Genomic DNA, 25,859 nt, shown 5'->3' on the forward strand with positions numbered 1-25,859 from the left:
GTGACATGGAAGTGTCGGTGCCTCAAGGCTATGCAATGGCAAAACGGGAAGGAACACCCAAACGTGCAATGGTACGAACTTCTTCTCTCGCCGCTCAGCCTGCGGTCCTTTTCCAGCCTGTGGTTCTGGATTGCGCTGGTGGCATTCTGGACGCTGGTGAACCGGCGGGTGATGGGCGTGCCGTTCGACCGGGTTCTGGCCGCGCGCGAAGGGGATGCCGAAGCCGCGTCCGAGGCGGAGGCGCTGGCACGGATCGAGGTGCGGCGGCGGCTGCGCCCGTCGCAGGGCGTCCGGATGGTGCATGTGGCACTGGCGGCCTTTGTGGGCACCGCGCTGACGCTTCTGGCGTTGGCGGGGCTGGAACTGGCGCAGGCGCTGGCGCTTATGATCCTGCCGTGGCTGCTGATCGAGCTGCTTCGCCAACGCCTTGCCCGCCGCCTTGATGCCGAAGCGCCCGATGCCACAACCCTTGTGGACCGGCTGATCTGGCACCGGCTGGGCACGCAGGCCATTGGCGGCATCGCCATTTTCGTTACGGTGCTTTGGGGGGCTTGGCGGAACCTGAGCCTTTCCATACCGCATTGACGTCCGCGCGGTCCGGGATAAAGGAAGACCATGAACACTCGCATCATTCTGGGCGGCGCGCCCGAAGGGTATGACGCCCGCCTTCTGGCGAAAGAGCTGTCGCGCGGCCAGCCGGTCATCCACGTTGCCCGCGACGACAAGCGGCTGGAGGCGATGCGCACCGCCCTGTCCGTCATGGCGCCCGACGTGGCGGTGCTGGAGTTTCCGGCTTGGGATTGTCTGCCCTATGACCGCGTCTCCCCGAACCCGCTGATTGCCGCGCGGCGCATGGCCACGCTTGCCGCATTGGCGCAGGGGCTGCCATCGGCCTTCGTGCTTCTGACCACGCTGAACGCGGCCACGCAAAAGGTGCCTTCGCGCGAAACCGTGGCAGCTGCCAGCTTCTCGGCCCGGGTGGGGGACCGGATCGACGAAAAGCGGTTGCGCGATTACCTCGGACGCATGGGCTATTCCCCCGTCACCACGGTGGCGGAGCCGGGGGACTTCGCGATCCGCGGCGGCATCATCGACATCTATCCGCCCGAAACACAGCCCGTCCGCCTGGATCTGTTCGGCGATACGCTTGATGGGCTGCGGCAGTTCGATCCGGATACGCAACGGTCAACAGACAAGCTGGCAGCGCTGGATCTTGCCCCGGTGTCGGAGGTAATGCTGGACGAGGCCGCGATCACGCGCTTCCGGCAGAACTATCGTGTCGAATTCGGCGCGGGTGGTGCGAACGATCCCCTTTACGAAGCTGTAAGTGCCGGCCGCAAGCATCAGGGGATGGAGCATTGGCTGCCCTTCTTCCATGACCGGCTGGAAACGATCTTCGATTACGTCCCAGATGCTGCCGTGATGCTCGACGATCAGGTCACGCCCGCCCGCCTGTCGCGCTGGGAAGGGATCGCAGACCAGTATGACGCGCGGCGAGAGGCCCTGGGCCAGAAGAACCGCGTCGACACGGTGTACAAGCCGGTTGCGCCCGAAACGCTGTATCTGGACAATGCGGCATGGGAGGCGGTGCTGGGCCCGCATCGCACGGTGCAGCTTTCGCCGCTGGCGCAGGCACCGGGGCCGGGGGTTCTGGATGCCGACGGGCGCATCGGGCGCAACTTCGCCCCCGAACGCCAGCAAGAGAATGTCAGTTTGTTTAGCGCACTGGCAGATCACGTCCGCGCGCTTCGCAAGGACCGGCAGGTGGTGATCGCAAGCTGGTCCGAAGGCGCACGAGAGCGGTTGAAGGGGCTGCTTGAAGATCAGGGTGCAAGTGCCACCTATGTATCGGATTTCCGCGAGGTGAAGGACGGGAAGGGCAGCCTGTTCCTGATCGTCTGGCCGCTGGAGGCGGGGTTCACCGCGCCCGGCCTTGCCGTCATTTCAGAGCAGGACGTTCTGGGCGACCGGCTGGTCGGCAAACCCAAGAAGCGCCGCAAATCAGACAATTTCCTGCGCGAGGTGGATACCCTTTCCCCCGGTGATCTGGTCGTGCATGTGGAACATGGCGTCGGCCGCTACATGGGGCTGGAAACGCTGCGCGTGCCGCAGCCGCCCCGCAACAAGCCGGGTCCGCCGCATGATTACCTGCATCTTGTTTATGCCGAGGACGCCAAGCTTTACCTGCCCGTAGAGAACATCGAGCTTCTAAGCCGGTTCGGCCACGAAGACGGCCTGCTGGACAAACTGGGCGGCGGTGCATGGCAGGCCAAGAAGGCCCGCCTGAAGGAACGCATCCGCGAGATTGCGGACAGGTTGATGCGCATTGCCGCCGAACGCAACCTGCGCCACGCACCCATCCTTGAAGCGCCGCACCAGATGTGGGAGGCGTTCTCTGCCCGTTTTCCGTATCAGGAAACCGATGACCAACTTGCCGCCATCACCGACGTGGTGGCCGATCTGGAGGCGGGGCGGCCGATGGACCGACTTGTGGTGGGCGATGTCGGCTTCGGCAAGACCGAAGTGGCGATGCGCGCTGCGTTCGTGGCGGCGATGGCGGGGATGCAGGTTGCCGTGATCTGCCCGACCACACTTCTGGCCCGCCAGCATTTCCGCAGCTTCGCCGATCGCTTCCGGGGCTTTCCGTTCAAGGTTCGCCAGCTGTCGCGTTTCGTTCCGGCCAAAGAGGCGTCGGAAACCCGTGCTGGGCTGGCCGATGGCACGGTGGATATCTGCATCGGCACCCATGCCCTTCTGGCCAAGGGCGTGCGCATCAAGAACCTTGGCCTGCTGGTCATCGACGAGGAGCAGCATTTCGGCGTCTCCCACAAGGAGCGCCTGAAGGAAATGCGGTCCGAAGTGCACGTTCTGACGCTGACGGCAACGCCGATCCCGCGCACGCTGCAACTGTCGCTGACGGGGGTGCGGGACCTGTCGATCATCGCAACGCCGCCGGTCGACCGTCTGGCCATCCGCACCTATGTATCCGAATTCGATACCGTCACAATCCGCGAGGCGCTTTTGCGCGAACGCTATCGCGGGGGGCAAAGCTTCTTCGTTGTGCCGCGCGTGTCGGACCTGCCCGAGATCGAGGCGTTCCTGCGTGAACAGGTGCCCGAGGTGAGCTTCATCATCGCCAATGGCCAACTTGCCGCAGGTGAGCTGGATGAAAGGATGAACGCCTTTTATGACGGCAAGTACGATGTGCTGCTGGCGACGACGATCGTTGAATCCGGTCTGGATATCCCCACAGCCAACACGATGATCGTGCACCGCGCCGACATGTTCGGCTTGTCGCAGCTCTACCAGATCCGCGGGCGCGTGGGGCGCGCCAAGACGCGTGCCTATTGCTATCTTACGACAAAGCCCCGTGCACCGCTGACCCCGCAGGCCCAGAAACGGTTGCGGTTGCTTGCCAGCCTCGACAGCCTGGGGGCAGGGTTCAACCTTGCCTCGCACGATCTGGACCTGCGGGGGGCAGGCAATCTTCTGGGAGAGGAGCAGTCGGGCCACATCAAGGAAGTCGGCTACGAACTTTACCAGAACATGCTGGAGGAAACGATCCAGAAGATCCGCTCGGGCGAGATCGGGGGCCTTACGGATGCGGATGAACAATGGTCGCCCCAGATCAACATCGGTGTGCCTGTTCTGATCCCAGAAGAATACATCCCCGATCTGGATATCCGTCTGGGCCTTTACCGCCGCTTGTCAGGGTTGACCACGAAGGTGGAACTGGAAGGCTTCGCCGCCGAATTGATCGACCGCTTCGGAGAGATCCCGAAAGAGGTGAACACCCTGATGCTGGTGGTCCGTATCAAGGCGATGTGCAAGAAGGCCGGCATCTCGCGTCTGGATGCAGGGCCGAAGGGTGCGACGATCCAGTTCCATAACGACAAGTTTGCCAATCCGGTGGGGCTGGTCGATTTCGTGAAGGCCCAACCCGAGGCGAAGGTGGTTGGCAACAAGATTGCCGTCACTGCCGACTGGAAAACGGAGGCGGACCGCATCCGCGGCGCCTTCGGTCTTGCACGCGATCTGGCGGAAAAGGTGGTGAAACCGAAGCGTCAGTGACGCTTCGGGATCAGCCGCATCAGAACCAGCGCAGTGCCGGTATAGATGGCGATACCCGTGGCCAGCGGCACGTTCGTGCCGTCGAATGCCTGCCCGACGGGCGTCGCCAGAACCACCCCCATGATGGTGGAGAAGCAGCCGATGATGGAGGCGCCAAGGCCCGCCAGATGGCCAAGCGGTTCAAGCGCCAGCGCGTTCAGGTTGCCCATGGACAGGCCCAGCATTCCGAACATCGTCATCGTCCACAGCACCTGCGCGGCAAAGGCGAACCCTTCGGGCATGATGCCGAAGCCATTCGTCACCGCCATGAGAGTCGAGACGACAACCTGCACCCCGATGACCGAGGTGATCAGCGTCCGCATCCCGATCGTCATGACCAGGCGCGCATTCACAAAGCTGGACACACCCGCCACCAGCGCGATCAGCGCGAACCAGTAGGGGAAGGTCTCTGCCCGGTCGAAGCGCACCTCGAAGATCTGCTGGATGGAGGAAATGGTCGCAAACATGCAGCTCATGATCAGGCCCTGCACGATCATGGAGATGATGACGATACGATTGCGCAGAACCTCCACCAGCCCAAGACGCAGCATGCTGACCTGCAATGCGCGGCGGTTTTCAACCTTCAGGGTTTCGGGCTGGCGGATCCACAGCCATGTGGTGGAAAGGACCGAGAACAGGACGAAGGCGAAGAACAACGAGCGCCAGTCGCTTGCGCTGATGATGATGCTGCCGATCATCGGGGCCACGGCCGGAACCAGCGTGAATACCATCATGATAAAGCTGACGACGCGGGCCATGTCGCGGCCGACGTAAAGGTCGCGCACCATCGCGATGGCGACCACGCGCGGCCCCGCAGCGCCGATGCCCTGAACGACCCGTCCCACCAGCATCCATTCAAGATCGCCCGATATCCACGCGATCAGCGCACCAAGGCAATAGATCACGGAGCAGCCGATCATCGTCGCCTTGCGACCGATCGCGTCGGAAACCGGCCCCATGATCAGCGTGCCGACCCCCATGCCCAGCATGAACAGCGTCACGATAAGCTGAACGTGGTTCGGGGCATCCGGCGTCAACTCGGCCGTGATGTCGGGCAGGGCCGGCAACATCGAGTCGATGGAGAAGGCAACGGTGGCCATCATCGCAGCGATCAGCGCGATGAACTCGACCTGTCCGGGGGCGCGCTTGGCGATCATTTGCTTTCCAGTTGCTCTGCGATTTCGTCGATGATGCGCTGCCATGTTTCCAGTGGCTGCGCGCCCGGGATCACGAACTGCCGGTCGATCAGGAAGGTGGGAACTGCCGTCACGCCTTTCTGGCGCGCATCCAGATCCCGCGCCAGAAGATCGTCCCGGTCGGCATCCGATGCCAGAAGCCGTGCCACAAGATCGCGATCCATCCCGCAGGCACCTGCCAGATCAGCCAGCACTGCGTGGCTTCCGATGTCCAGTCCGTCCCGGAAATAAGCCCGGAACAGGGCATCCACCACGCGGTTCTGCGCCCCTTCAAGGCCGGCCCAGTGGATCAGGCGATGCGCGTCGATTGTGTTCGGCATGCGGGTGGCACGGGTGATGTCCATCTGAACGCCTGCCTCATCCGCGGCGGCCTGCACTTGGGCCGCCATGGCGGCGGCCTTCTGACGATCGCCAAACTTCGCCTCCAGCCACTCAGCGCGGTTGGCGCCTTCGGACGGGATGTCGGGGTTGAGGCGGAAAGGATGCCATTCCACCCGGAAGGCATGGGCGGGCCGGCTTTCCAATGCGCGGTCCAGGATGGATTTGCCGATATAGCACCATGGGCATACCGGATCGGAAAATACATCCAGCGGAATCGTGGCCGAAGTCATCTGTCATCCTGACATGTCGGGTAGCATCCGGCGGTCAGGCCGTCGGATAACCCATTGATTATGCGCCCGGCACCACCGGATGACCAGAGCCGCAGGATGAATTTTTTACGGCATCAGCCGCCCTGCACCGGATCCTCGGTGACGTTATCATCGCCGAACTTGCGATCGTCATCCGTCGCGTCCTCGCCCGGCGACACGTAAAGCTGGCTGTCGCGGATCGAGGCGTTGTCATGCTGTTCATCCATATGCACGTCCGATGGCACCGCGCCTTCCAGCCATTCATCAACCTGCTGGGCGATATCTTCGGGATCTTCGCCCGTCACCTCGATCAGGCGGGCTTCCAGCGCCTCGCGGTCGCCGTCCACATCGATCAGGTCTTCTTCCGAAAGGTCCGGCCAGGTGTCCAGCAGGGACTCCTGAAACGCCTCCCAGTTTTGCTCAACATTGTTCCAGCGCATTCCGGTTCTCCATTCGTTTGGTCTGCCGGAAACGCAGGATGCGTGCTGTTGTTCCTCAGTCCGCCCACCAGGTTTCCGGCTCGAACCCCGGCCAGTCGCCGTAAAGGGGCAGGCGGTCCGGATGGCGCAGGTTGCTGCGATAGGCGATGCGGGACACGGGCGAATACCAGAAGGGAATGACATAGCGCCCCGCCATCAGCAGCCGGTCCAGCGCGCGGGTCGCGCTTTGAAACTCCCGCGGGGTTTGCGAACGGACCATCGCCGTCACCATCGCATCCACGGCGGGCGATGCAACGCCCATGAGGTTGCGACTGCCCGTCTGGTCAGCGCCGCTTGACCCCCCGTAAAGCATCTGCTCGTTCCCCGGGGAAAGCGAGAAGCTCCGCTCGATCTCGGTCATGTCGAAATCGAAATCGGTGATGCGCTGGCGGTATTGCGCGGCATCAACCGTAACGACGCGCGCCTCGATCCCGAGGCGTTGCAGCGACTGCACATAGATCGCGGCAACCGAAGCCGTTTCCCCCGCGCTTTGCGGCAGCAGGATATCGAAGCGGAAAGGCTGGCCGCCCTTGGTCAGGACGCCATCCTCCACCGTCCAGCCGGCTTCTTGCAGCAGGGCCATGGCGCGGCGCTGCCGGCTGCGGGCAGGGGCATCGTCGCGTGGCAGGGCATATCCTTCAAGCGCGCCGGGGGTGATGCTGTCGCGATAGGGGGCCAGCAGATCGGCCTCATCCGCGGGGACGGGGGTGCCGATTTCCATCCCGAGGTCGGAGTTGGAGAAGTAGCTTTCGATCCGCGGCTCGGTCCCGCCGGTGACGATGCGGTTGATCAGGCCGAAATCGAAGGCGAGGATCATCGCTTCACGCACGCGCCAGTTGTCGAACATCGGATCGCGCGTGTTCATGACGAAGCCGTGCATCCCCGACGGACGGCGGTGGGGGATCTCCTCCAGCACGATGTCGCCGTTGCGCACGGCCGGAAAATCGAAGCTGCTGAGCCACCGCGACGGGTTCCCCTCACGCCAGAGAGAGAGAGAGCCGGCCTTGAACGCCTCGAACATCACGCTGCTATCGGCATAGAATTCCGTCCGCATCTCGTCGAAATTGTAGAGGCCGCGGTTGAAGGGCAGATCCTTGCCCCACCAGTCCGGATCTCGCCGATAGGTGATGGAGCGGTTGGGCACGAAGCTTTCCACGCGATACGGGCCCGATCCGATGGGCGCTTCCAGCGTGGACTGGGTGAAATCCTTGTTTTCCCATTGCGCCCGCTTCAGCACGGGACGCAGGCCAAGGATCAGCGGCATTTCGCGGTCAGGTTCGGTGAAGACGAAGCGGACAGAGCGGGGCCCGGTCTGTTCGACCGATCGCACCTTGTGCCACGCCCCGGCATAGCGGGGCTGGCCTTGTTCGGCCAACGTCTCGAAAGACCAGATCACGTCCTTGATGGTTACGGGCGTTCCATCGGAAAAACGGGCCTCGGGGCGCAGCGTGAATTCCACGAAGCTCCGCTCGTCATCCGTTTCGACGCTTTCGGCCAGAAGCCCGTAAAGCGTGAACGGCTCGTCGATGGACCGGGCCATCAGGGATTCCACCGTCCATGTTCCAAGAAAGAACGGGGCGCGCCCTTTGACGATGTAGGGGTTCAGAGAGTCGAAGCCCCCCGATTCGCCGGTAATCATGATGCCGCCCTTCGGCGCGTCCGGATTCGCATATGGCAAATGGTTAAAATCTGGTGAAAGGGCGGGCTCACCATACATCGCGATGCCGTGCGACTTTTCTGCCACAGCCTGCGAGGCCACCAGAAGGAAGGCGGTGCAGCTTGCCGCGGCCTTCAAAACCTTAACGATTTGTGACTTCATGCGCCGCCTGACCCTCTTCTTGCCCCGGGTGACCGGGCCCCTTCTGTGGCAGACCGGCTCACCTGAAACTTTCAACTTGGCCAAACGGATGCGGGAGGTTATAAAGACCTCACTGCTCGATAGGTTTCTTGCCTGTATGAAACCTGCCTCATACTGAACGCCGGCCTTAGTGCCGGCGTTTTTTTTGCCGACGTGGCGGGCGTATCCCGAGGTCGGGCAGCATGGCAAGTACATTTCTTGACATCACGCGCCTTCCGGTGCCGGAGCGGGGGAAGACGCGCCCATTTTTTGGTTAACGCAAGCGGCAGATTTCCGACGCAATTCCCGCAGCAAGGCGTGCGTTGTTCAGAACAAGCTCGATGTTGGAGGCAAGGGAGCGGCCTTCCGTCAGCGCGAAGATGCGGTCCAGCAGGAAGGGCGTCACCTCCTTGGCGGCGATGCCTTGCTGTTCCGCCTCGCGCAGGGCGGCTTCGATGGCAGGTGCGATCTCGGCCTGCGGGATCTCATGCTCGGCCGGAATGGGGTTGGCGACAAGTTGGCCGCCCGGCAGTTCAAGCGTGGCGCGCATCAGGTGGGCCTGTGCGATCTGGGTTGCCGTGTCCATGCGCAGGGGGGCCTTCAGCCCCGACTGGCGCGACCAGAAGGCGGGAAGTTCATCCTGACCATATGCGATGACCGGAACGCCATGTGTCTCAAGCACTTCCAGCGTCTTGGGCAGATCGAGGATTGCCTTTGCGCCCGCTGCAACCACCGTGACGGCCGTCTGGCCAAGCTCCGGCAGGTCGGCCGAGATGTCAAAGGTCGTCTCTGCACCGCGGTGCACGCCGCCGATGCCGCCGGTGGCGAAAACGTCGATGCCCGCAAGCTTGGCGCAGATCATCGTTGCGGCCACCGTCGTGGCCCCCGTGCGGCCAGAGGTGATGCCAACAGCCAGATCGGCACGCGACAGTTTCATCGCATCGGGTGTCTGGCCAAGCAGATCCAGATCCTCGTCATCCAGCCCGATGCAGATCGCGCCGTTCATGATGGCGATGGTGGCCGGCACGGCCCCTTCGGCGCGGATCGTATCCTCAACGGCGCGGGCCATCTCCACGTTCTGGGGGAAGGGCATGCCGTGGGTGATGATAGTGCTTTCCAGCGCGACAACGGGCGTGCCTTCGGCAAGCGCTTCGGCAACTTCGGGAAGGATGATCAGGGGAAGGCTCATGGGATATCTCCGGAAACGTGATCGGCGGCGGTGCGCAACGCGGCGCTCAGGGCGTCGCGGCGGCTTGCGCCCCGACGTTCGGCCACAAGATGCGCGGCCATGAAGGTATCGCCCGCACCTGTCACGCGCGTGACAAGAACCGGCGGGGGTGTGTCGGTGACGACGCCTTCGCCCGCGCGCCCTTCGGCGCAGGCGCGCCCGCCATCGGTGACCAGCACATGCGCCGCGCCGCGCGCCAGCAGTGCCTCGGCCGCTTCGGCTGCGGTCTTTGCATTCACCTTCGACAGGATCGAGGCTTCTTCAAGGTTCACATAGATCGTGGCATTGGGGCAGCCCAACAGCGGCAGCAGCCGTTCGGCCTTGCCGGGGCTGGCTGGGGCCACGCGCAGATCCGCATTGGCAAACAGGGGAGAGCTGGCGATCTCGCTCAGCAAGCCTTCGGTCAGGTTGCCGTCCAGCGCGATGGGCCCGTTCCATCCGGCCAGCGCGCCGGAAAGGGGGCGCAGGATCTTGTCGCCCGCAGCCTCAAGTGAATGGGCGTCGGCGATTGCGGCGATCAGCCCGTTCGCGCCTTCCACGGCCATATAGCGGTCGGTGGGCAGGTCGTCGGACCGATAGATGTAGTCCGTGACCATTCCCAGCCGGGCGCAGTCGGCCACAAGCTCGTCCCCTTCGGCATCGCGGCCGATGGCGGTCAGCAGTGCCGGGGTCAGCCCGAAGCGGCGCAGCGTGATGGCAATGTTCATCGCGACCCCGCCCGGGATGCGCGTGATGCGTCCCGGCACGTCCGAGCCGAGCCGCATGGCAGCGGGCGAACGCCCGATGATGTCCCAAAGGACGGAACCGATGCAAAGAATATCCATGTGCTGCTTCTGTGCCAGCCGTGCGGCCCGCGCAAGGGGTTGCGGCCGGATCACGGGCAGGTTATATGCGCGCCACTTCACAGGCGAGGCTTGGGCTGATCGGGGAGACATCCCGAAAGGTCCGCCGGTTGGGAGAGATCCCTGAGGGCTTCGCCGAGGCGCAAACCGGAAAAGGAAATGGACATGGCGCTCCCCGATTTCTCGATGCGTCAGCTGCTTGAAGCTGGCGTTCACTATGGTCACCAGACCGCTCGCTGGAACCCCCGCATGGCGGAGTTCATCTATGGCGATCGCAACGGCATCCACATCGTTGACCTGACGCAGACCGTCCCGATGCTGGACAAGGCGCTGCAAGTCGTTCGCGACACCGTTGCCAAGGGTGGCCGCGTTCTGTTCGTGGGCACGAAGCGCCAGGCACAAAAGCCGGTCGCCGACGCTGCCGAGCGTTGCGCACAGCACTACATGAACCACCGCTGGCTGGGCGGCACGCTCACCAACTGGAAAACGGTTTCCAACTCCATCCAGCGCCTGAAGCAGCTGGACGAGCTGATGGAATCCGGCGCCGAAGGCCTCACCAAGAAAGAGCGCCTGAACATGGAGCGCGAGCAGGCCAAACTGCAGGCTTCGCTGGGCGGCATCCGTGACATGGGCGGCGTTCCGGACCTTCTGTTCATCATCGACGTGAACAAGGAAGACCTGGCCATCCTGGAAGCGCAGAAACTGGGCATCCCGGTTGTTGCGATCGTGGACACCAACGCTTCGCCCAAGGGCGTGGATTATGTCATCCCGGGCAACGACGATGCGGCCCGCGCGATCGGCCTGTACTGCGATCTGGTGGCCCGTGCGGCGCTGGACGGCATGACTGCCCAGATGGGCGCTGCCGGCATCGACCTTGGCGAGCTGGAAGCCGCGCCCGAGGAAGAGGCCGTCGAAGAGGCGTAAGCCTGTCGTCTGACCGTTACCCGGCGGGATTAAACCCGTCGGGATTTCCATTCGAATACCGAGGAGAGCCACGATGGCAATCACCGCACAGATGGTGAAGGAACTGCGCGAATCGACCGGCGCAGGCATGATGGACGCCAAGAAGGCGCTGACCGAAACGGACGGCAACATGGAAGCCGCCGTTGACTGGCTGCGCACCAAGGGTCTGGCCAAAGCCGCCAAAAAGTCGGATCGCGTGGCTGCCGAAGGTCTGGTCGGCGTTGCCGTCTCGGGCGGCAAGGGCGTTGCGGTCGAAGTGAACTCGGAAACCGACTTCGTTGCCAAGAACGCCGACTTCCAAAAGCTGGTCGCTGGCATCACGAATGCCGCGCTGACGGTTTCGGATGTTGACGCGCTGAAGGCTGCCGATCTGAACGGCAAAACGGTGGAAACGGTTCTGACCGAAGCCATCGCCGTTATCGGCGAGAACATGACGCTGCGCCGCATGGCCGTTGTGGAAGGCGACTCGGTCGCGTCCTATGTCCATACCGCTGCTGCCGACGGCATGGGCCGCATCGGCGTGCTGGTTGCCGTGAAAGGCAACGACAACGGCATTGCCAAGCAGATCGCGATGCACATTGCCGCGACTAACCCCGCCTCGCTGTCGGAAGCCGACCTGGACCCGGCACTGGTGGAGCGTGAGAAGAACGTCCTGACCGAGCAAGCGCGCGAGTCGGGCAAGCCGGAAGCCGTGATCGAGAAGATGATCGTTGGCCGCATGGCGAAGTTCTTCGAAGAAGTTACGCTGCTGGGCCAGAAGTTCGTTCTGAACCCCGACGTGACCGTTGGTCAGGCTGCCAAGGATGCTGGCGTTGAAGTCGTCGGCTTTGTCCGCATGGCTGTTGGCGAAGGCATCGAAAAAGAGAAAGAGGATTTCGCCGCCGAAGTCGCAAAGACTCTCAAGGGCTGATCTTCTTACCCGTCTTACGGAAACGCCGCTCCATCCGGGGCGGCGTTTTCATTTGCGCACGGCGCCCCCCTTGACCTTCGGTGCCCGTCGTTTCTTATGGTTCGCGAACCGAAAGAAGGAGAGCCCCGATGGCCTTTACGCTTCCCGAACTTCCCTATGCCCATGACGCGCTTGCCGATCTGGGCATGTCGAAGGAAACGCTCGAATTCCACCACGACATCCACCACAAGGCTTATGTCGACAACGGCAACAAGCTGATCGCCGGCACCGAGTGGGAGGGAAAATCCCTCGAAGAGATCGTGAAAGGCACCTATCAGCAAGGCGCTGTCGCCCAGAACGGGATTTTCAACAACGCCTCGCAACACTGGAACCACAACCTGTTCTGGGAAATCATGGGGCCGGGCGAAAAGAAACTTCCGTCCGAGCTGGAGAAGGCACTGACCGAGTCCTTCGGGTCGGTCGAGAAGTTCAAGGAAGAATTCGCAGCCGCCGGTGCCGCACAATTCGGTTCCGGCTGGGCCTGGCTGGTGAAGGATGCGTCGGGCGCTCTGAAGATCACCAAGACCGAAAACGGCGTGAACCCGCTTTGCTTCGACCAGACGGCGCTGCTGGGCTGCGACGTTTGGGAGCACAGCTACTATATCGATTTCCGCAACAAGCGTCCGGCCTATATCACCAACTTCCTCGACAAGCTGGTGAACTGGGAAGCGGTCGCTTCGCGTCTCTGATCACGGCAAAGGCCCGCCGATCCGGCGGGCCTTTCTTATCCTGCGGAACATCTGCGGGCAGCCGCCGTTTCCCCTCGACGCAACAAGAGGAGACGGACATGCACCGCCTGACGAATGGAACTTGGGTCGTCGTTGCCGATGGCGAGAAAGCGCTTTTCATGCGGAACGAAGGGGATGGCCAGTATCCCGTTCTGCGCGTGCGCCGGCTGGAAATCCACGACAACCCACCCGATCGCGAGCAAGGCACTGACAAGGCGGGGCTGATGGGCAACGGGCGCGGCGGTACCGGCGGCGCGGCGGGCGAGACGACCTTCCACCAGCTTGAAAAGGAACGCTTTGCGCAGGATCTGGCGCAGATCCTTTACAAGCAGGCGCACAAGGGCAAGTTCGACCGGCTGGTTCTGGTTGCCGCACCGCAGACACTTGGCGCCATCCGGCCCGAACTTCACAAGGAAGTTCAGGATCGCATCGTGGCCGAGATCCCGAAATCCCTGACCTCGATGCCGGTTGATCAGATCGAAAAGATCGTGATGTCGGAGTTGTCGGCCGACTGATCAGTCAGCCAGAGCCGCCTCCAGCGCTTCGACGCTGTCCACTACCGTCACGAAGTCCAGAAGCGATGCATCGGCAAACCCTTCGGCCACGGTGTGATTCAGAAGCTGGATGAGGGGTGTCCAGTAACCCTCGGTGTTCAAAACAAAGATCGGCTTGTCGTGCAGGCCGATCTGCCGCCAGGTCAGCACCTCGAAAAACTCGTCAAGCGAGCCTGCGCCCCCCGGAAGCACGACGATCTTGTCCGAGTTCATGTACATGACCTTCTTGCGGACATGCATGTTGTCGGTGACGACGAACTGCGTCACCTGGCGCCGGCCCTGTTCACGGTCCATCAGGTGCTGCGGGATGACGCCCAGTGTCGCGCCCGAGGCCGCACCGCGGGCTACCTCGCCCATCAGCCCTACGTCGCCCGCCCCGTAAACCAGCCGCCAGCCGCGCCGCGCGATCATCGCGCCCGTTGCATGGGCATCTTGCATGAAGGCCGGACGCGCCCCCTTGCGGGAGCCGCAGAATACGCAGACGGAAAGGGTATGGGTCATCGGATCACCTTGTTTTACACCGCTTCTACATGCAGCGGGCGCCTGACGGCAAGGTGACCCGTCTGGTCATTTGTGGCGCATGCCCCTATCACGGCGGACACAGGAGACCGCCATGACAAAGACGCCCGAGACATCCAGCACCGGCTGGCAGACAATCGCCCGCGTAGCGCCCTATCTGTGGCCCAAGGACAAGCCTTGGGTGAAGCGCCGGGTCGTGATCGCGATGACGATGCTGATCATCGCCAAGGTTATCTCGGTCTCCACGCCGCTGGCCTACAAGGCGGCGGTGGATGCGCTTGGGGGCGAGGCGCCGGATGCCGTCACCATGCTGATGCTTGGCGCCGTGGGGCTGACGCTGGCTTACGGCCTTGCCCGTTTCGGGGCGGTGGCGTTTCAAGAATTGCGGGATTTCGTGTTCGTGCGCGTGGGCCAACGTGCGCTTCGGGCGCTGGCGCTGGAAACGTTCACCCATATCCACCGGCTTAGCCTACGCTATCACATCATGCGGCGCACGGGCAGCCTCAGCCGCGTGATGGAGCGGGGCGTGAAAGGCGTGGAGTTCCTGCTGCGCTTCCTTCTGTTTTCCATCGGGCCGCTGATCCTGGAGCTTTCGCTGGTCGCGATCATTTTCTGGGTTCTGTTCGGCTTCGTCTACATGCTGGTGGTGATCGCCACCGTTGCGGCCTATGTCGCCTTCACCTTCAAGGTGACCGAGATCCGCGTGCGCATCCGGCAGGAGATGAACGAGCAGGACAACGACGCCAACCAGAAGGCCGTCGACAGCCTGCTGAACTTCGAGACCGTCAAGTATTTCGGGGCCGAGGCGCATGAGGCGAGCCGCTATGATACAGCAATGGCGGGATACGAACGGGCTGCCGTGCGTACCGGGCAAAGCCTGTCGGTGCTGAACATGGGGCAGGGCGCGATCATCACGACCGGCCTTGTGGCGGTGATGGTCATGGCTGCGCGCGGCGTTCAGGCGGGCACACTGACGGTGGGCGATTTCGTGATGGTCAATGCCTACATGATCCAGATCACGATGCCGCTGGGTTTCCTTGGCACTGTTTATCGTGAAATCCGGCAGGCGCTGGTCGATATGGGCCAGATGTTCGGCCTTTTGAACCAACCGGCCGAGATCATGGACAAACCCGATGCGCCGGCCTTGCGCGTGAATGGCGGCGGGGTGGAATTCGATGAAGTGTTCTTCGGCTATGATCCGGCGCGCCCGATCCTTCAGGGCCTGTCCTTCAAGGCGGAACCGGGCCAGACGATCGCATTGGTCGGCCCGTCCGGCGCGGGCAAATCCACTGTCGGGCGGCTTCTGTTCCGGTTCTATGACGTGACGGGCGGGGCCGTGCGGATCGACGGGCAGGACCTGCGCGATGTGACGCAGGACAGCGTTCACGCGCAGATCGGCGTCGTTCCGCAGGATACCGTGCTGTTCAACGACACCATCCGCTATAACATCGCCTATGGCCGCCCCGGCGCGACCGAGGAGGAGGTGTTCGCCGCCGCCCGCGCCGCCCGCATCCACGATTTCATCCTGTCGCTGCCCGATGGATACGATACCAGCGTGGGCGAGCGTGGCCTGAAGCTTTCGGGTGGGGAAAAGCAGCGTGTCGGCATTGCGCGCACAATGCTGAAGAACCCGCCGATCCTGCTGCTGGACGAGGCGACCTCGGCCCTGGACACGCAAACGGAACGGGACATCCAGGACAGCCTGCGCGTGATGTCGCAGGGCCGAACCGTGATCACCATCGCCCACCGCCTGTCGACCATCGCGGATGCCGACCGCATCCTTGTGATGGATGCCGGCCGCGTGGTGGAGGATGGCCGGCATGAGGAATTGCTGGCCCGCGGCGGACGATATGCCCGCCTTTGGGCGCACCAGTCCGCCGAAGAGGCGCATGCGGTATGAGCGGTCTTGGCATTTCGCGCGGAAACTGTGTAAGACGAAGGTCAACGGCAAGGGAGCGGTTTTCGTGAGCAACTCCGACAACTTCATGGGCGAGGTGGCCGAGGAGCTGCGTCGCGAGCGGATGGTCGGCGCGCTGAAGCGCTATGGCTGGATCGCAGTCGTGGTGGTGCTTGGCATCGCCGGCGGTGCCGCATGGGTGGAGTGGGAGCGTCAGAACGATCAGGCGTCTTCCCGCGCGTTTGGCGACACGCTTCTGGCGGCGCTGGAAACGGACACGCCCGAAGCGCGCCGCGCCGCGCTGGATGGTGTGACAGTGGAAGGGGAGCGTGCGGCCCTTGTGAACCTGCTGCAAGCGTCTGATCCAGACCAGGACAAGGCGGCAACGCTGGCCGCGCTGGATGCGGTGATCGCAGATACCAGCCTTCCGGCGGTGATTCATGATCTGGCGGTGCTGCGCAAGGTGATCGTGGCAGGCAGCGATCTTGCGGTGCAGGATCGTCAAGCCCTGTTGCAGCCGCTGACATCGCCCGGCCAACCCTATCGCCCCTTGGCGATGGAGCAGGCGGCCTATCTGCATCTTGAGGCTGGCGAGACACAGCAGGCGATCGAGGCGCTTCAGGCGTTGCTGGGCGACCAGCAGGCCATGCCCGATCTGCGCCAGCGGATCACGCAGGTCATCACCGCCCTTGGCGGTTCCACCACGACCGGTTGAGGAGGCGGCCATGATGAAGGCGACGACAGCCCTGGTAACGCTGGCCGCTTTGGCCGTGATGGGATGCCAGCGCGAGAGCGTTCTGCCGGGCGAGCGGATGGATGTGCGCGCCCCTTACGAAGATACGGGCGCCGGGGCGAACCGGGCAGCACCCATCTCGCTGCCTGCGCAGACCGCCGGATCGTGGACGCATCGCGGCGGCAATGCGCAGCATCTGGCCGGCAACGGACAGCTTTCCGCCCAACCGTCGGAAGTGTGGAGCGTGAAGTTCGGCGCCGCCGACTCTCGGCGCAAGCGGATCGCGGCGGCCCCGGTTGCGGTGGGCGACCGCGTTTTCGCGATGGATGCCGATGGGCAGCTTGCAGCGGTTTCGACCAGTGGCCAGCTTCTGTGGCAAACCCCGCTGCGCCCTGTGGGAGAGCGTTCGAGCATCTCGGGTGGCGGGATCGCTTATGGCGAGGGGCGCGTTTTTGCGACCACCGGCTATGGCGAGCTGATTGCGCTGGATCCCGCTTCGGGTGCCGTGCAATGGCGCCAGAAGCTTGGCGCGGCAGCCATCGGCGCACCCACCGTTGAAGGCGGCACTGTTTATGCCGTTGCCCGTGACGGGACCGCGTGGGCCGTGGATGCCGGTACGGGCCGCGTGGACTGGACGCTTCTGGGCACATCCGAGGTTGGCGGGATGCTCGGCACCGCCTCTCCGGCGGTGGCGGGTGGCTCGGTGATACTGCCATTCTCTACGGGAGAGGTCATTTCGGTCCTGCGCCAGTCCGGTGCGCGCCAGTGGACAACTGCCGTCGCAGGGCAACGTCGGGGCCGCAGCTATGCGCTGATCCCGGATATCACTTCCGATCCGGTTGTCAGCGGGCGAACCATCTATGTCGGCAACCAGGCGGGGCAGACGGTTGCGGTGAACCGCGACACCGGCACCCGCATCTGGGCGGCGCGCGAAGGGGCTTACGGCCCGGTCGCCGTTGGCGGCAATTCCGTGTTCCTTGTTTCGGACGAGGCGCATCTGGTCCGGCTTGATGCCTCCACCGGTGATACGATCTGGTCGGTGCCGATGCCCTATTACACCAAGGAAAACCCCAAGCGCCGGAGTGCGATCACCCCTCATTACGGCCCCGTCATCGCGGGCGGGCGGGTCGTTGTGGCTTCGGGCGATGAACGCCTGCGGTTCTTCGACCCGGTCAATGGCAACCTTGTCGGAGAGGTCGGGCTTGAGGGCGGCGCGGCTGCACAACCGGCCGTCGCGGGCGGCGCAATATACGTTGTCACGTCGGATGGACGGATTCACGCTTTCCGCTGACGCGCGGGCGGTGTAGACGTCCGGCCTTCGGAAGGAGAGCGGCATGAGTTTCACCCTCGCCATCGTCGGGCGGCCCAATGTGGGCAAATCGACCCTGTTCAACCGGCTGGTCGGTAAACGGCTGGCACTGGTCGACGACCAGCCCGGCGTCACGCGCGATCTGCGCGAGGGCGACGCGCGATTGATCGACCTGCGCTTCACCGTGATCGACACGGCGGGGCTTGAAGATGCCACCGATGACAGCCTTCAGGGCCGGATGCGGCGGCTTACCGAACGTGCCGTGGAAATGGCGGATGTCTGTCTGTTCCTGATTGATGGCCGCGTTGGCGTGACGCCGCAGGACGAGGTGTTTGCCGACATCCTGCGCCGCAAGAACGCCAACGTCATTCTTGGCGTCAACAAGGCTGAAGGCAAAGCCGGTGATGCCGGCGCGATCGAGGCGTGGAGCCTTGGACTGGGCGAACCTGTTCGCCTGTCCGCCGAACATGGTGAAGGGATCGACGATCTTTACCACGTTCTGCGCCCCATCGCCGCCGGCTATGCCGAACGCGCCAAGCAGGACGCACCGATCATCGACGTCGATGTGCCCGAAGGGTCGGAGGACGAGGCGGATCCCGATGCGCACAAGCCCACCGAAAAGCACCCGCTGCAGATCGCGGTCATCGGTCGCCCGAACGCGGGTAAATCGACGCTGATCAACAAGATCATCGGCCATGACCGTCTGCTGACCGGGCCCGAGGCCGGGATCACCCGTGATGCCATCTCGGTCAGGACCGACTGGAACGGCACCCCCACACGGATCTTCGATACCGCAGGGATGCGCAAGAAGGCCCGGATCAGCGACAAGGTCGAAAAGCTTTCGGTCGCCGATGGCCTGCGCGCGGTGCGATTCGCCGAGGTTGTCGTCGTGCTTCTGGACGTGGAGATCCCGTTCGAGCAGCAGGATCTGCGCATTGCCGATTTCGCCGAAACCGAGGGGCGGGCAGTCGTCATCGCGGTCAACAAGTGGGATCTGGAGGATGAGAAGCAGGACAAGCTGGCCGAACTGAAGGAAATGTTTGACCGGCTTCTGCCGCAGCTTCGCGGTGCGCCGCTGATCACCGTTTCGGCCAAGACCGGCCGCGGGCTGGAACGTCTGCGCGAGGCGATCTTGCGCGCGCATGACATCTGGAACCGCCGCATTCCGACCGCGCGCCTGAATTCGTGGCTGGGCGCGATGACGGAAGCGCACCCGCCGCCCGCACCCGGCGGCCGCCGGATCAAGATGCGCTACATGACGCAGGTGAAGACCCGTCCGCCGGGCTTCATCGTGATGTGCAGCCATCAGGACATGGTTCCTGACAGCTATAAGCGTTATCTGGTGAACGGTCTTCGCGACCACTTCGACATGCCGGGAACGCCGATCCGTCTGACGTTGCGGGGCCAGGGCGACAAGAACCCCTTCAAGGACAAGAAGAACTTCGGCACACCGTCGCGGTTGCGAAAGCACCTCGACAAGAAGAAGTCCTAGGGGACGACTTCCTGCCAGTCGCGCATCCGGTTGCGGAACCAGGTGCGCTGACGCTTTGCATATTGGCGCGTGGCGATCTTCGCCGCGGCCACCGCATCTCCAAGCGACATCTCGCCCCTCAGATGGGCTATCAGTTCGGGGGCGCCGATGGCGCGGGATGACGGGCGGGCTGGTTGCCAATGTGGCAGTTCTGCCCGTGCCTCATCCAGCGCGCCTTCCTGCATCATCATATCGAACCGCCGATCGATCCGCTTGCCCAGCCAATCCGGGTCGGGCCGCAGCACAAGCGCATGTGCCTTGTGCAGCGGCAAAAGCGGTGGCGGAGTATCGGCCTGCCAATCGGACAGGCCGCGCCCGGTGACGCGCAGCACCTCCCAAGCTCGCTGAACGCGGGCACGGTTCTGCATGTCGATCCTGCTTGCAGTGGGCGCATCAAGGGCGGCGATTAGATCGGGCAGCGCAAGACCGTCGCCTTCGGCGCGGATGGCAGGGGGCGTTGCGGGAATCTCAGCCAGTCCTTCGGTCAAAGCGGTGAAATAAAGCCCCGTGCCGCCCACGATCACCGGGCGCTGCGGCCCGTTCAGCAGGGCGGAAACCTCGCGCAGCCAATGGCCTACGGAGTATTCCTGATCCCGCGCAACATGACCATAAAGGGCGTGCGGCAGGGCTGCCTCCTCGCTTGGCGACGGGCGCGCGGTCAGGATGCGCCAGTTGCCGTAAACCTGCAAAGCATCGGCATTCAACACGATTCCCCCGCGTTGTTCGACGATTTGCGCCGCCAGCGCCGATTTTCCGCTGGCTGTCGGACCGGCGATCAGGACAGGCCGATCGTGCGGAATATCGCGCCAATCGCGCATCACTGACAATCCTTTGCTGATGGCCATGCGGCTCTGGTTGAAACTGGCGGCGTTTTCGGACATTTTCGCGCAAAGTAAAACCCGACGAAAGCGCCCCATGACCCAGATCTCCCAAACGCCCATTACCTATAAACGTGTAATGCTGAAGATCTCGGGCGAAGCGCTCATGGGGGATCAGGGTTACGGCCTGCATCCGCCCACCGTGGATCGCATCGCCCGCGAAGTTAAATCCGTTCACGATCTTGGGGTCGAGATCTGCATGGTCATCGGCGGTGGCAACATCTTCCGCGGACTGCAAGGATCCGCGCAGGGGATGGAGCGGACGACCGCCGATTACATGGGCATGCTGGCCACGGTGATGAACGCGCTGGCCATGCAAGCCGCGCTGGAGGCGCTGAACATCCACACCCGCGTGATCAGCGCCATTCCGATGGATCAGGTGTGCGAGCCCTATATCCGCCGCCGGGCCGTCCGCCACCTTGAAAAGAAGCGCGTCTGCATCTTCGCTGCGGGCACGGGCAACCCGTATTTCACCACGGACACCGCCGCCACGCTGCGCGCGAACGAGATGGCCTGCCAGGCGATCTTCAAGGGCACCAAGGTCGATGGGGTTTATGACAAGGATCCGAGCAAGCACGCCGATGCCAAGCGCTATGATGACGTGACCTATGACGAGGTGCTGCAAAAGCACCTGGGCGTCATGGATGCTTCGGCCATCGCGCTGGCGCGCGACAATGATCTGCCGATCATCGTCTTTTCGCTGGACGAGCCGGGCGGATTCTGCGGCATCCTGCGCGGTGAAGGCACCTATACGCGGGTGCGTGGCTGAGGCTATACCGCTGTGCGGGCGCCTGCTATGAAGCGCGGAACTATCAGGAAGGAAAACGCATGTCTGACGATCTGGAGATCGATCTTGACGGGATCGAGCGCCGCATGGATGGCGCGATCACGGCGCTGCGGGCAGAGTTCAGTTCGCTGCGGACGGGCCGCGCTTCGGGTGCGATCCTCGATCCGATCCACGTGGAGGCCTATGGCCAGATGACCCCGATCAACCAGCTTGGGACCGTGAACGTTCCCGAGCCGCGGATGGTCGTGATCAACGTCTGGGACAAGGGCATGATCTCGAAGGTTGAAAAGGCGATCCGCGAAAGCGGCATCGGCATCAACCCCGTAGTTGACGGGCCGCTGATCCGGCTGCCCATTCCCGAGCTGAACGAAGAGCGGCGCCGCGAGCTGACAAAGGTTGCCGCCGGTTATGCGGAAAACACCCGCGTTGCGATCCGCAACGTGCGCCGCGACGGGATGGACCAGATCAAGAAGGCCAAGGCTGCCGGTATGGCCGAGGATGACCAGAAGATGTGGTCGGACGAGGTTCAGGCGCTGACGGACAAGGCCATTGCCAACGTCGACAAGGCGCTGGAACAGAAACAGCAGGAGATCATGCAGGTCTGAACCTGCATGTAGGGAGGCACCCGTGGCCGGCACGCACAAGGACGGCGCACGTCACGTCGCCATCATCATGGATGGCAACGGACGATGGGCCACAAACCGCAGCTGGCCACGGCTGGTCGGTCACCGCAAGGGAGCCGAGCGGGTGAAGGAGATCGTCCGCTGCGCGCCCGATCTCGGAATCGAGTGGCTGACAATCTATGCCTTCTCGACGGAAAACTGGAAGCGCTCCACCGAAGAGGTGCTGGGCCTGATGGGCATCTTCGCACGATATATCGAGCGGGAGGCCGATCGCCTTGCTGCTGAAGGCGTGCGGATGCGCTTCATCGGTGACCGTTCGCGGCTCGACAAGAAGCTTCAGGCGCTGATGCTGGGGATCGAGCGTCGGACGGCGCATTTGACCCGCCTGAACTTGACGGTGGCCATCAACTATGGTGGGCGGGACGAGATGGCGCGCGCCGTGCGGTCCCTGGTTGCCGATGCTGCCGCAGGGCGCATCGATCCGGCACAGATCGACGGGGCGATGATTTCGGCGGCGCTGGACACGCGGGATCTTCCCGATCCTGACCTGATCATCCGCACCTCGGGGGAAACGCGGACCTCGAACTTCCTGCCGTGGCAATCGGCCTATGCAGAATATGAATTCACGCCGACACTCTGGCCGGATTTTTCGCCTGATGAACTGGCGGCGATCGTGGCGCGTTTCGGCAATCGCGACCGCCGTTTCGGCGGTGTGAAGCACGCATGAGGGGCGGGCGGAAGCAAGGACGTTGGGGCGATCTTCCCAAGCGCATGGCCTCTGCCGCGATCATGCTGGGTATCGGCGTTGTGGAGGTCTGGCTTGGCGGCGTGACTTTCGCCGCCCTTGTCATCCTGCTGACCGGCCTGATGACGTGGGAATTGGCGCGGATGCAGAAGCCGCGTGCGCCTTGGATGGCGGCAGGGCTAGGTGTGCTGGCCGCCGTCGCCTTGCTGGGGGCCCTTCAGGTGCCGCCCCCGTTGCAGGCCCTTTTGATCGCGCTTCCGCCTCTGGCATGCATTGGCGCGCTGCATCACCGCAAAGTTGCCACTATGTACGCGCTGGCGATCATGCTGTCGGGCTTTACCCTTATCGATCTGCGGAACGAGGCGGGCACGGTTGCGATCGTCTGGCTGATCACGCTGGTCGTGGCCTCGGATGTGATGGGATATTTCGCAGGCCGCAGCCTTGGCGGACCGAAATTCTGGCCGCGCGTCAGCCCCAACAAGACCTGGTCCGGTACCATTGCCGGCTGGTTCGGGGCAGCTGCCGTGGGCGCGCTCTTCGTGGCGATGCAAAATGAGCCGTGGCAGTTGATCGTGCTGTCGCCCATCGTGGCGCTTGCGGGCCAGCTTGGTGACATCGCCGAAAGCTGGATCAAGCGCCGTGCCGGCATCAAGGACAGTTCCAGCCTGATCCCGGGACATGGCGGTGTTCTGGATCGGTTCGATGCGCTGATCGGGGCGGTGGTGATCATCCTGCTGCTTGGTTTTCTTTTCCCTCTGCCTATTCCGGACAATATCTGATGCGCAGCGTTTCGATTTTCGGCGCGACCGGCTCTATCGGGGAAAGCACGTTCGACCTGATCCGGCGGGGTGGCGGCGCGGAAGTTTATCGCACCGTTGCGCTGACCGGTGGGCGGAACATCACACGCTTGGCCGAGATGGCACGAGAGCTGCGGGCTGAAATTGCAGTCACCGCGCATGAAGAATGCATGCCTGCGTTGCGCGATGCGCTGCAGGGCAGCGGGGTCGAGGTTGCTGCGGGCGCAGGGGCCATTGCAGATGCGGCCGACCGTCCGGTGGATTGGACCATGTCGGCCATAGTGGGTGCGGCAGGGCTGGTTCCGGGGCTGCGTGCGCTGCGCCATGGTGGCACGTTGGCCTTGGCGAACAAGGAAAGCCTTGTGACGGCCGGGCCGCTGCTGATGCAGACGGCGCATGATTTCGGTGCAACGATCCTTCCGGTGGATAGCGAACATTCCGCCGTCTTTCAGGCGCTGACGGGCGAGGATCGATCCTGCGTGGAGCGGGTGATAATCACCGCGTCGGGCGGCCCGTTCCGCGACTGGGATGCGGAGCGGATGGCAACGGCGACCCTTGCCGAGGCTGTGGCGCATCCGAACTGGTCCATGGGTCAGCGTATTTCCATCGACAGCGCGTCAATGTTCAACAAAGCGCTTGAACTCGTTGAAACGAGAGAGTTTTTCGGCATTGATCCTGAGAAGATCGAAGTGCTGGTCCATCCGCAATCCATCGTGCATGCTCTGGTCGGGTTCTGCGATGGCGGGATCATGGCGCATCTGGGCCCGGCGGATATGCGTCACGCCATTGGTTTCGCACTGCACTGGCCGAGTCGTGGCCCTGTTCCGGTGGAACGTCTGGACCTTGCGCGGATTGCCAACCTTTCCTTCCAAACCCCTGACGAAAAAAGATTTCCTGCCCTGCGCCTTGCGCGCGAGGTGATGGAGGCGCGGGGCCTGTCGGGCGCAGCCTTCAATGCGGCGAAAGAGATTGCGCTGGACCAGTTCATCGCGGGGCGGATCACGTTCCCGCAGATGGCGGTGCTGGTAGAGGAGACGCTGGCGCAGATGGCGCGGCGGAACGATCTTTCGCGTGACGCTGCGAACCTTGACGATGTGCTTCAGGCCGATGCCGCGGCACGTCGCACCGCAACCGAGATCGTGGGGGCTTGGTGATGGATATCGCACAACTCGTTCCGCAATTCGGCGGGCTCGTCTGGACGCTGGTCGCGTTTGTTCTGGCACTTTCAATCATCGTGACCATCCACGAATATGGCCATTATATCGTTGGCCGCTGGTCCGGCATCCACGCTGAGGTTTTCTCGCTCGGCTTCGGGCCGGTGCTTTTTTCACGAACAGACCGCCGTGGCACGCGCTGGCAGGTGGCCGCGTTGCCGCTGGGCGGTTACGTCAGGTTCAAGGGCGATGCCGATGCAGCTTCGTCCCGTCCGGATGCATCCGTTGAGGCACTGACGCCCGAGGAGCGTCGGCAGACCCTGCCCGGGGCGCCGCTTTGGGCGCGGGCCGCAACCGTTGCTGCGGGGCCGGTGTTCAATTTCATCTTCGCCATCATGGTCTTCGCGGGCGTTTCTATCGTTTCCGGCATCGCGGTGGATGAACCTGTGGTGGGGCAGGTGCAGCCTGTGCCGCAACAGGGCGATACCCTCAGGACGGGGGACCGGATCATCGGGATCGAGGGGCAGCCGACCGAAACTCTGGGCGATGTCTTCCGTGTGGCCGCCGATCTGCCCGCAGCCGCCACAGCCTCCTACGAGGTGGAGCGGGATGGTCGACGTATCGCGATCGAAGGACCGTTCCCGTTTCCGCCGATCGCGGGAAGTGTGGCCCCCGGCTCGGCTGCGCAGGATGCGGGCCTGCGCGCGGGCGACGTGATCGTGGCCGTTGATGGTGCGCCGGTGAATTCCTTCGAGGAACTGCGTGATCTGGTTGGCCTGTCCGAGGGAAAGCCCTTGACCTTGACCGTCTGGAACGGGACAAACCGCGAGGTGACGCTGACACCGAAGCGGCAGGACATTCCGCTGCCCGATGGCGGCTTTGAAACGCGCTGGCTTCTGGGCATCACCGGCGGTCTGGTATTTTCCCCCGAAACCCGCAGGCCCGGCCCGATGGAGGCGTTGACGCTTGGTGCTACCCAAAGCTGGACCATCGTGACAACCAGCCTTTCGGGCATGTGGCACATGGTCACCGGCGCCATTTCCACCTGCAATCTTCAAGGTCCCATCGGGATTGCCGAAACGTCGGGCGCTGCGGCACAGGCCGGCACGCAAAGCTTCATCTGGTTCATTGCGGTGCTTTCGGTGGCGGTGGGGCTTATGAACCTGTTTCCGATTCCGGTGCTGGATGGCGGGCACCTGCTGTTCTATGCCGCCGAGGCTGTTCTGGGCCGACCGCCAAGCCCGCGCGTGTTGCAAGCGTTCATGACAGGCGGGCTTGCGCTGATCCTTGGGCTGATGGTGTTCACGCTGACGAACGACATTCTGTGTCCGTGACCTCTCAGCCTTTTGACAACTGGTTTTATTGCCGCTA

Annotated in this window: 24 protein-coding genes; 16 read left to right on the top strand and 8 right to left on the bottom strand. The window is 63.3% G+C overall.

Going from position 1 to position 25,859, the window contains the following annotated elements; all coding sequences use genetic code 11:
* Positions 1–63: 63 nt before the first annotated feature.
* Both JX25_RS04950 and mfd read left to right on the top strand, forming a co-directional pair.
* Positions 64–585 carry a component of SufBCD complex gene (locus JX25_RS04950; RefSeq protein WP_128253967.1) on the top strand — a complete coding sequence of 174 codons (522 nt, stop codon included), beginning with the start codon at positions 64–66 and terminating at the stop codon, positions 583–585.
* A gap of 30 nt (positions 586–615) precedes the next feature.
* Complete coding sequence (mfd, locus tag JX25_RS04955; protein ID WP_128253968.1) at positions 616–4,071, top strand: transcription-repair coupling factor; 3,456 nt, start codon at positions 616–618, stop codon at positions 4,069–4,071.
* Here the strand turns inward: mfd and JX25_RS04960 are convergent.
* From JX25_RS04960 to JX25_RS04985, 6 genes are all read right to left on the bottom strand, one after another.
* Positions 4,065–5,267 carry a multidrug effflux MFS transporter gene (locus JX25_RS04960; RefSeq protein WP_128253969.1) on the bottom strand — a complete coding sequence of 401 codons (1,203 nt, stop codon included), beginning with the start codon at positions 5,265–5,267 and terminating at the stop codon, positions 4,065–4,067. The genes mfd and JX25_RS04960 overlap by 7 nt on opposite strands.
* Positions 5,264–5,917 (bottom strand): DsbA family oxidoreductase, encoded by a 654-nt coding sequence (locus tag JX25_RS04965; RefSeq protein ID WP_128253970.1) that lies wholly within the window; start codon positions 5,915–5,917, stop codon positions 5,264–5,266. Before JX25_RS04965 ends, JX25_RS04960 begins: the two co-directional genes overlap by 4 nt.
* A gap of 113 nt (positions 5,918–6,030) precedes the next feature.
* The gene (locus tag JX25_RS04970; protein WP_128253971.1) at positions 6,031–6,375 is read right to left on the bottom strand and encodes a hypothetical protein; all 345 of its coding nucleotides are present in this window, start codon (positions 6,373–6,375) and stop codon (positions 6,031–6,033) included.
* 55 nt (positions 6,376–6,430) lie between these two features.
* Positions 6,431–8,233: an extracellular solute-binding protein gene (locus tag JX25_RS04975; protein WP_241557851.1), complete on the bottom strand. Its 1,803-nt coding sequence runs from the start codon at positions 8,231–8,233 to the stop codon at positions 6,431–6,433.
* 292 nt (positions 8,234–8,525) lie between these two features.
* Positions 8,526–9,440, bottom strand: a complete 915-nt coding sequence (locus tag JX25_RS04980; RefSeq protein WP_128253972.1) for a pseudouridine-5'-phosphate glycosidase — start codon at positions 9,438–9,440, stop codon at positions 8,526–8,528.
* The gene (locus JX25_RS04985; RefSeq protein WP_128255180.1) at positions 9,437–10,303 is read right to left on the bottom strand and encodes a PfkB family carbohydrate kinase; all 867 of its coding nucleotides are present in this window, start codon (positions 10,301–10,303) and stop codon (positions 9,437–9,439) included. Before JX25_RS04985 ends, JX25_RS04980 begins: the two co-directional genes overlap by 4 nt.
* A 177-nt stretch (positions 10,304–10,480) precedes the next feature.
* Between JX25_RS04985 and rpsB the strand changes: the two genes are divergently transcribed.
* The 4 genes from rpsB to JX25_RS05005 all read left to right on the top strand — a co-directional run bounded on the left by rpsB (position 10,481) and on the right by JX25_RS05005 (position 13,476).
* Positions 10,481–11,245, top strand: coding sequence for a 30S ribosomal protein S2 (rpsB, locus tag JX25_RS04990; RefSeq protein ID WP_128253973.1), 765 nt, complete (start codon positions 10,481–10,483; stop codon positions 11,243–11,245).
* A 73-nt stretch (positions 11,246–11,318) separates the two neighbouring features.
* A complete protein-coding gene (gene tsf, locus JX25_RS04995; RefSeq protein ID WP_128253974.1) occupies positions 11,319–12,194 on the top strand; it encodes a translation elongation factor Ts in 876 nt (291 codons plus the stop codon).
* Between the two features lie 128 nt (positions 12,195–12,322).
* On the top strand, positions 12,323–12,922 hold the full coding sequence (locus JX25_RS05000) for a superoxide dismutase (protein WP_128253975.1): 600 nt from the start codon (positions 12,323–12,325) through the stop codon (positions 12,920–12,922).
* 98 nt (positions 12,923–13,020) lie between these two features.
* Complete coding sequence (locus JX25_RS05005) at positions 13,021–13,476, top strand: host attachment family protein (RefSeq protein ID WP_128253976.1); 456 nt, start codon at positions 13,021–13,023, stop codon at positions 13,474–13,476.
* Here JX25_RS05005 and JX25_RS05010 read toward each other — a convergent pair whose 3' ends face one another.
* Positions 13,477–14,016, bottom strand: a complete 540-nt coding sequence (locus tag JX25_RS05010) for an LOG family protein (protein WP_128253977.1) — start codon at positions 14,014–14,016, stop codon at positions 13,477–13,479.
* Positions 14,017–14,128: 112 nt separating this feature from the next.
* Between JX25_RS05010 and JX25_RS05015 the strand changes: the two genes are divergently transcribed.
* The 4 genes from JX25_RS05015 to der all read left to right on the top strand — a co-directional run bounded on the left by JX25_RS05015 (position 14,129) and on the right by der (position 19,465).
* Positions 14,129–15,934, top strand: coding sequence for an ABCB family ABC transporter ATP-binding protein/permease (locus JX25_RS05015; protein ID WP_128253978.1), 1,806 nt, complete (start codon positions 14,129–14,131; stop codon positions 15,932–15,934).
* A gap of 64 nt (positions 15,935–15,998) precedes the next feature.
* Complete coding sequence (locus JX25_RS05020; RefSeq protein WP_128253979.1) at positions 15,999–16,646, top strand: hypothetical protein; 648 nt, start codon at positions 15,999–16,001, stop codon at positions 16,644–16,646.
* Between the two features lie 10 nt (positions 16,647–16,656).
* Positions 16,657–17,955, top strand: a complete 1,299-nt coding sequence (locus JX25_RS05025; protein ID WP_241557852.1) for an outer membrane protein assembly factor BamB family protein — start codon at positions 16,657–16,659, stop codon at positions 17,953–17,955.
* 43 nt (positions 17,956–17,998) lie between these two features.
* On the top strand, positions 17,999–19,465 hold the full coding sequence (der, locus tag JX25_RS05030; protein WP_128253980.1) for a ribosome biogenesis GTPase Der: 1,467 nt from the start codon (positions 17,999–18,001) through the stop codon (positions 19,463–19,465).
* Here the strand turns inward: der and miaA are convergent.
* On the bottom strand, positions 19,462–20,322 hold the full coding sequence (miaA, locus tag JX25_RS05035; protein ID WP_421780216.1) for a tRNA (adenosine(37)-N6)-dimethylallyltransferase MiaA: 861 nt from the start codon (positions 20,320–20,322) through the stop codon (positions 19,462–19,464). The genes der and miaA overlap by 4 nt on opposite strands.
* 97 nt (positions 20,323–20,419) lie before the next feature.
* Here miaA and pyrH point away from each other — a divergent pair, with 97 nt between their 5' ends.
* The 6 genes from pyrH to rseP all read left to right on the top strand — a co-directional run bounded on the left by pyrH (position 20,420) and on the right by rseP (position 25,822).
* Complete coding sequence (gene pyrH, locus JX25_RS05040) at positions 20,420–21,151, top strand: UMP kinase (protein ID WP_128253982.1); 732 nt, start codon at positions 20,420–20,422, stop codon at positions 21,149–21,151.
* Positions 21,152–21,210: 59 nt separating this feature from the next.
* Entirely contained in the window at positions 21,211–21,774 is a 564-nt protein-coding gene (gene frr, locus JX25_RS05045; protein WP_128253983.1) for a ribosome recycling factor, read from the top strand.
* A gap of 67 nt (positions 21,775–21,841) precedes the next feature.
* Positions 21,842–22,519 carry a polyprenyl diphosphate synthase gene (uppS, locus tag JX25_RS05050; protein WP_128255182.1) on the top strand — a complete coding sequence of 226 codons (678 nt, stop codon included), beginning with the start codon at positions 21,842–21,844 and terminating at the stop codon, positions 22,517–22,519.
* Positions 22,516–23,316 (top strand): phosphatidate cytidylyltransferase, encoded by an 801-nt coding sequence (locus JX25_RS05055; RefSeq protein WP_128253984.1) that lies wholly within the window; start codon positions 22,516–22,518, stop codon positions 23,314–23,316. The genes uppS and JX25_RS05055 overlap by 4 nt, the downstream gene beginning before the upstream one ends.
* A complete protein-coding gene (gene dxr / locus JX25_RS05060) occupies positions 23,316–24,488 on the top strand; it encodes a 1-deoxy-D-xylulose-5-phosphate reductoisomerase (protein WP_128253985.1) in 1,173 nt (390 codons plus the stop codon). Before JX25_RS05055 ends, dxr begins: the two co-directional genes overlap by 1 nt.
* The gene (gene rseP, locus JX25_RS05065; RefSeq protein WP_128253986.1) at positions 24,488–25,822 is read left to right on the top strand and encodes an RIP metalloprotease RseP; all 1,335 of its coding nucleotides are present in this window, start codon (positions 24,488–24,490) and stop codon (positions 25,820–25,822) included. Before dxr ends, rseP begins: the two co-directional genes overlap by 1 nt.
* The last annotated feature ends 37 nt before the right edge of the window (positions 25,823–25,859 follow it).

It is taken from the genome of Falsirhodobacter deserti (assembly GCF_004015795.1).
Lineage (GTDB): Bacteria > Pseudomonadota > Alphaproteobacteria > Rhodobacterales > Rhodobacteraceae > Falsirhodobacter > Falsirhodobacter deserti.